A 6,865-nucleotide genomic window follows, 5' to 3' on the forward strand; every position below is an offset into this window, starting at 1 on the left:
GTTAATGCACCACGGATCATTTTTACGCCAAATGTTGCTGGAGGTTATGCATGAATAAAAAACAAAATGGGTTATTCGGGAGCACGCTGTTTTACGTCGTGTTGTTCGTGATCCTGGTGACCAGCTTTGCGCTTTACCTGCGGGGAAGCGGCGGCAGTCAGACCCAGGAGCTGCAGTCCAGTGAGTTCATCTCACAGCTGAAGGACAACAAGATCAAGTCCTTCGAGGTCCAGCCAAGCGGCGGCGTCTACAAGGTCTCCGGTGAGTACCGGACCGCACAGAAGGTCAAGGGCGCAACCGGCGGGCTGAGCCTGATGGGCGCGACCAGCACGACCACCACGCGCTTTTCCGCCTACCTGCCGACCAACGACTCGACGATGGCTGCGGTGCAAAAGGCCGCGGAGGCCAACGACGTCAAAAACGACACGCTGACCGAGTCGCAGTCCGGCGTCTGGCTCAGCCTGTTGATCACCGTTGTCCCGCTGGTGCTGTTCATGGTCTTCTTCTACATGATGATGAACAACGCCGGCCAGGGCGGCGGCGGCAACGGCCGGGTGATGAACTTCGGCAAGTCCAAGGCCAAGCAGGCCGACAAGAAGGCCAACAAGGTGCGCTTCTCCGACGTCGCAGGCGCCGAGGAAGAGAAGCAGGAGCTGGTCGAGGTCGTCGAGTTCCTGAAGGATCCGCACAAGTTCTCCGGTCTGGGTGCCCGCATCCCGGCCGGGGTCCTGCTGGAGGGCCCTCCTGGTACCGGTAAGACGCTGCTCGCCAAGGCGGTTGCCGGCGAGGCCGGCGTGCCGTTCTTCTCGATCTCCGGTTCGGACTTCGTTGAGATGTTCGTCGGGGTCGGCGCGTCGCGTGTCCGTGACCTGTTCGAGCAGGCCAAAAAGAACGCCCCATCGATCATCTTCATCGATGAAATCGATGCCGTCGGTCGCCAGCGTGGCGCCGGCATGGGCGGCGGCCACGACGAGCGCGAGCAGACCCTCAACCAGCTGCTGGTTGAGATGGACGGGTTCACCGGCAACGAGGGCGTGATCGTCATGGCGGCGACCAACCGTTCCGACGTGCTGGATCCCGCGCTGCTTCGCCCGGGCCGTTTTGACCGCAAGATCCTGGTCGGCCGGCCGGACGTCAAGGGTCGCGAGGCGATCCTGAAGGTACACGCCAAGAACAAGCCACTGGCTGACGACGTTGACCTCAAGGAAATCGCCCGCACCACCCCAGGCTTTGTCGGGGCGGACCTTGAGAACCTGCTGAACGAGGCGGCCCTGGTGGCGGCCCGGCGCAGCAAGAAGGAAATCGACGCCTCCGACATCGACGAGGCCGAAGACCGCGTCGTCGCCGGCCCGGCGAAGAAGGACCGCGTCATCTCCGAAAAGGAGCGCAACATGGTCGCGTACCACGAGGCCGGCCACGCCCTGATCGGCCTGGTGCTGTCCGACTCCCGCGTCGTGCGCAAGGTCACCATCATTCCGCGCGGCCGCGCCGGCGGTTACGCCATCACGCTGCCTAAGGAAGACCAGTTCCTTTTGACCAAAAAGGACATGACCGAGCAGATCGTCGGCCTGATGGGTGGGCGCACCGCCGAGGAGATCATCTTCGGCGTCGAGTCCACCGGGGCGTCCAACGACTTCGAGCAGGCGACGCAGCTTGCCCGCGGCATGGTCACCCAGTACGGGATGACGGAGCGCCTCGGCACCGTCAGCCTGGAATCCGACGGCCAGCCGTTCGTCGGCGCCAGCTACGGCCAGATGCCGGCCTACTCGCAGGAGACGGCCGCGGCCATCGATGATGAGATCCGCAAGATCATCGCCGATGCCCACGAGCAGGCCCGCGAGATCATCGAGAGCCACCGCGAGCAGCACAAGGCGATCGCGGAGGCCCTGCTGAAGTACGAAACCCTGAACGAGAAGGAAATCCTGGAGATCTTCAAGACCGGCAAGATGCCGGAGAAGGCCCAAGACGAGTTCCCGAGCGAAAAGGCGGCCACCTTCGAGGAGGCCAAGAAGGCCTTGGAGCAAAAGGACGCGCAAAAGCAGGCGGCGGAAGGCGACCAGCCGGACACCGACAAGACCCTGGCACCCGAGAACACGGAGCCGACGGACAACGACCCGCAGTCGACGGACGACGGCACTCCAAGCTCGGACGACACCGACCAAAACGACGATCACGACACCCTGTGATCGACGAGACCCCGCAGCCGCGGGGTCTTTTGCTGTCTGGAGGGGAGCGGGGGAACGTGACATTGGCAGGTGGTGCGCGGAATTCCCAAGCTAGTGTGTTTCGCACGCGGATGGATGAGTGACGACAGAGTGGAAAGATTTGAACCTGTCAATGAGGGGTGGCAAGCGTGGCTGACGGTTACGCCTGTGAGCCAGTCGTTCGCTGTCTCGGGTATGCCGACACATGCGGACACGGCTCAAGCATAACGCCCCTCATCGCACCGTGTAGAATAGCAGTTCTACGAGCAACAGTCATCTGTACCCACTACGTAGGGCGGAGGCGCGGACGGGCCACGCTGGAGGCGAAGGGCCGGGGCGAGCCAGCGTGAAATTTCTGTTAGCCGGCCGGTCTTGCCGGCTTACAGAAAGGGCGGTTCGCAAGACCGGTCTTTGGGCTTGCGGGAGCCCCACGCGTTCCGCCGCCCCGGCCCGTAGCCGGAAGCCGTGGCCCGTCCGCGCCGGAGCCCGGGCACATACGCTGACCGGTGGCCTAAGTGCGCCCCGCTCCGCCCTGTGATAGTCGGGCTCCGCCGAGCGACGCGGGAGCAGCTGGCTACGCCCCGGCACTCGAAGCAAAGTGCGCTTCAAGCACCGGAGCTAGGCCACCTGTCCCGCTAAGCCCGCTCGGCTCCGCCCTGTGATTCGATTTGGCCCACGCGCCACAATCTGTTATCATATTGACGTTTACACAAGGAGAATGAGAACATGGCAGATAAAATCTTAACGGCGGTCACGGCCGACGGCTTCTTTCGGGTTTTCGCCGTCGACGCGACAGCCACCGTGCAGGAGGCCCAGCGGCGCCACGACACCTACCCGGCGGCCACGGCGGCGCTCGGCCGCACCCTGGTCGGCACCAGCCTGCTGGCGGCGGCGGGGCTGAAGAACGAGGACGACCTGCTGACCGTGCGCATCCAGGGCGATGGCCCGGTCGGCGCGCTGGTCGCGGACGGCACGGCTCAGGGCACGGTGCGCGGCTACGTGCAGCACCCGCACGTCAACCTGCCGCTCAACCAGGTCGGCAAGATCGACGTCGCGCGCGCTGTGGGGCACCAGGGCATCCTGGCGGTCACCAAGTACGTCGGCGTCGGCGACCCGTTCACGGGCCAGGTGCCGCTGGTGTCCGGCGAGCTCGGCGAGGACTTCACCTACTACTTGGCCAAGTCCGAGCAGATCCCGGCGGCCGTCGGACTGTCGGTGTTCGTCAACGCGGACAACACGGTGCAGGTGGCCGGCGGCTTCATGATCCAGGCGCTGCCCGGCGCCACGGATGAGGCGCTGGACGCGGTTGAAAAGCACGTCCGCACGCTGCCCCTCGTGTCCGAGATGCTGCGCCAGGGCCTGACCCCGGAGCAGATCGCGGCCCGGGCGACGGGCGATGACGCGCTGAAGGTGGTCGGCGACTCGCCGCTGGCATTTGCCTGCACCTGCAGCAAGGACCATTTTGCCGAGATCATGGCGACGCTGGCCCCGAGTGACCTGCGCGAGATGATCGAAAAGGACCACGGCGCGACGGTGACCTGCAAGTTCTGCAACAGCAAGTACACGTACACGGAGGCGGAGCTCAACACCCTGCTCAGAAAGGCGGAAGCACATGACTGACACACTGTCCTGGCAGATCGGGGACGTGACGATTCCCAACCGCGTGGTGGTGGCGCCGATGGCCGGCATCAGCAACGCGGCGTTTCGCGTCACCACCAAGGAGTTCGGCGCGGGCCTGGTGGTCTGCGAGATGATCTCCGACCGCGGCATCATGTACCACAATCAAAAAACGCTGAGCATGCTCTTCGTCGACCCGCGCGAGCACCCGATTTCCATTCAGATCTTCGGCGGCACCAAGGAGACCCTGGTCAACGCGGCGAAGTTCGTGGATCAAAACACCGAGGCGGACATCATCGACATCAACATGGGCTGCCCGGTGCCCAAGGTGACCAAGACCGACGCCGGCGCCCACTGGCTTTTGGACCCCAACAAGGTCTACGAGATGGTGGCCGCGGTGGTCGACGCCGTGCACAAGCCGGTGACGGTCAAGATGCGCACCGGCTGGGACGAGGACCACATTTTCGCCGTCGAGAACGCGCTGGCCGCCGAGCGCGCCGGGGCCTCTGCCCTGGCGATGCACGGGCGCACCCGCAAGCAGCTGTACTCGGGCCACGCCGACTGGGACATCCTCAAGCAGGTGGCCGCACAGCTGCACATTCCGTTCATGGGCAACGGCGACGTGCGCACGCCGCAGGACGCCAAGCGGATGCTGGATGAGGTCGGCGCCGACGCCGTGATGATCGGCCGCGCCGTGCTGGGCAACCCGTGGCTGTTGAAGTCCGTGGAGACCTACCTGCGCACCGGCGAGCTGGTGCCGGAGCCGAGCCCGCGCGAAAAAATCGCGACGGCCAAGCTGCAGCTGCACCGCCTCGTGGACCTGAAGGGCGAGGACCTGGCCGTGCGGGAGTTCCGCTCCCAGTCCGCGTACTACCTCAAGGGCATTCCGCGCGCGGCGCGCACCAAGGCGGCCGCGATGAGCGCGACCACCGAGCAGGAGGTCGACGACATTTTCGACGCCTTCATCGAGAAGACCGAGCAGCAGCCAATCACCCGCTAGTTACTTTTGGCCGGGGTTATGGCAGAATAGACGTGAACAATGGGGAGGACAAAATGGCAGAACAGCAGAATGAATTGAACGACCAGATGAAGGCCCGCCGCCAGAAGATGGCGGACCTTCAGGCGGCAGGCATCGACCCGTTCGGCAAGCGGTTCGACCGCACCGACAACGCCCAAGGGCTGCACGACAAGTACGACCAGGAGGACAAGGAGCAGCTGCTCGACAGCACGCCGACCGTCACCATCGCCGGGCGGATGATGTCCAAGCGCGGCAAGGGCAAGGTGGGCTTCGCCGACCTGCGCGACCGCTCCGGGCGCATCCAGATCTACGTGCGCAAGGACATGGTCGGTGAGGACAACTACCAGATCTTCAAGAAGGCCGACCTCGGCGACTTCCTGGGCATCGAGGGCGACGTGATGAAAACGGACGCGGGCGAGCTGACCGTGCGCGCCACGCACCTGACCCACCTGGCCAAGGCACTGCGCCCGCTGCCGGACAAGTACCACGGCCTGAGCAACGTGGAGCAGATCTACCGCCAGCGTTACCTAGACCTGATCGCCAACGACGACAGCTTCGAGCGCTTCGTGCGCCGCAGCAAGATCGTCAGCGCCGTGCGCGAGTACCTGGATTCCCACGCCTTCCTTGAAGTCGAGACTCCGGTGCTGCACAACCAGGCCGGCGGCGCCTCCGCGCGGCCGTTCATCACGCACCACAACGCGCTGAACATCGACCTCTATCTGCGCATCGCCCTGGAGCTGCACCTCAAGCGGCTGATTGTCGGCGGCATGGAGCGGGTCTACGAGATCGGGCGGGTGTTCCGCAACGAAGGCATCGACACCAAGCACAACCCGGAGTTCACGATGCTTGAGACCTACGCGGCTTACTGGGACCTGACCGACGTGATGGACGAGACGGAAGGCATCTTCCGCTTCGCCGCCAACAAGGTGCTGGGCACCGGCCAGATCACGTACCAGGGCCAAGACATCGACCTGGACAAGCCGTTTGCGCGTGTGCACATGGTCGACGCGATCAAGGACCGCACCGGCATCGACTTTTGGCAGGAGATGTCCGTTGAGGACGCCCGCAAGCTGGCGGACGAGAACCACGTGCACTACGAGGCCTACTGGACCGTCGGCCACATCATCAACGCCTTTTTCGAGGAGTTCGTTGAGCCGACTTTGATCCAGCCGACCTTCCTGTACGGCCACCCGATTGAGATCTCCCCGCTGGCCAAAAAGAGCGAGCGCGATCCGCGCTTCGTGGACCGCTTCGAGCTGTTCATGCACGGCAACGAGTACGCCAACGCCTTCACCGAGCTCAACGACCCGATCGACCAGCGCGCGCGCTTTGAGGCCCAGGCGGCCGAAAAGACCGCGGGCAACGACGAGGCCCAGGGCATCGACGAGGACTACATCGAGGCCCTGGAGTACGGCATGCCGCCGACCGGGGGCCTGGGCATCGGCATCGATCGCCTCGTGATGCTTTTGACCGACGCACCGTCGATCCGCGACGTCCTGCTTTTCCCGACCCTGCGTCCGTAATCCGTTCCACCAAAGTGAGCTTAGCGGCTCACTTTTTTTGTGCCCAGGGCGAAGCGAGGCGTCATTCGGGCCGCCTTCAGGATCTGCAGGCTGCACAGCTATGCAAAGGAAGATTGCTCACTTTTGGCGGGAGACGAGAAAAACGAAAATTAAGAATGCAACTCCAATGAATAATCATGAAAAGCCAAACGTTCCGACGCGGGTGTCAAAACGCGGTTCGGGAACGTGAAAAGTTGTCGAAAAACGTTGACGGGTCGCGGTTTCGTTGGTATGATAAATAGCGTCGTTGAGGCAATCGCGAGCTTAGCCAACCGGCCGGCACAACAATTCATTGTTGACACTGGCCAGTCAGAATGCTAAGATATCTAAGTTGTCTTATGGACAAGGTAGTCCTTTGAAAACTGAACAAAGTTTCGTAAATGTGATAGGGCTTTTCTTAATTGAAAAGAATTAAACATTGCGAAGTCAATTCGCTAGTAACAACAAATCGAGCTATTCAAACA

General features: G+C 63.0%; 4 protein-coding genes. All 4 read left to right on the top strand.

Annotated features, from left to right (window positions below):
* Nucleotides 1–50 precede the first annotated feature (50 nt).
* Entirely contained in the window at nucleotides 51–2,186 is a 2,136-nt protein-coding gene (ftsH, locus tag LE416_RS10960; protein ID WP_225048716.1) for an ATP-dependent zinc metalloprotease FtsH, read from the top strand.
* Nucleotides 2,187–2,930: 744 nt separating this feature from the next.
* Entirely contained in the window at nucleotides 2,931–3,824 is an 894-nt protein-coding gene (gene hslO / locus LE416_RS10965) for an Hsp33 family molecular chaperone HslO (protein ID WP_225048717.1), read from the top strand.
* On the top strand, nucleotides 3,817–4,821 hold the full coding sequence (gene dusB / locus LE416_RS10970; protein ID WP_225048718.1) for a tRNA dihydrouridine synthase DusB: 1,005 nt from the start codon (nucleotides 3,817–3,819) through the stop codon (nucleotides 4,819–4,821). Before hslO ends, dusB begins: the two co-directional genes overlap by 8 nt.
* A 53-nt stretch (nucleotides 4,822–4,874) precedes the next feature.
* The gene (gene lysS, locus LE416_RS10975) at nucleotides 4,875–6,362 is read left to right on the top strand and encodes a lysine--tRNA ligase (protein WP_225048720.1); all 1,488 of its coding nucleotides are present in this window, start codon (nucleotides 4,875–4,877) and stop codon (nucleotides 6,360–6,362) included.
* Nucleotides 6,363–6,865 lie beyond the last annotated feature (503 nt).

It is taken from the genome of Lacticaseibacillus kribbianus (assembly GCF_020180945.1).
GTDB lineage: Bacteria > Bacillota > Bacilli > Lactobacillales > Lactobacillaceae > Lacticaseibacillus > Lacticaseibacillus kribbianus.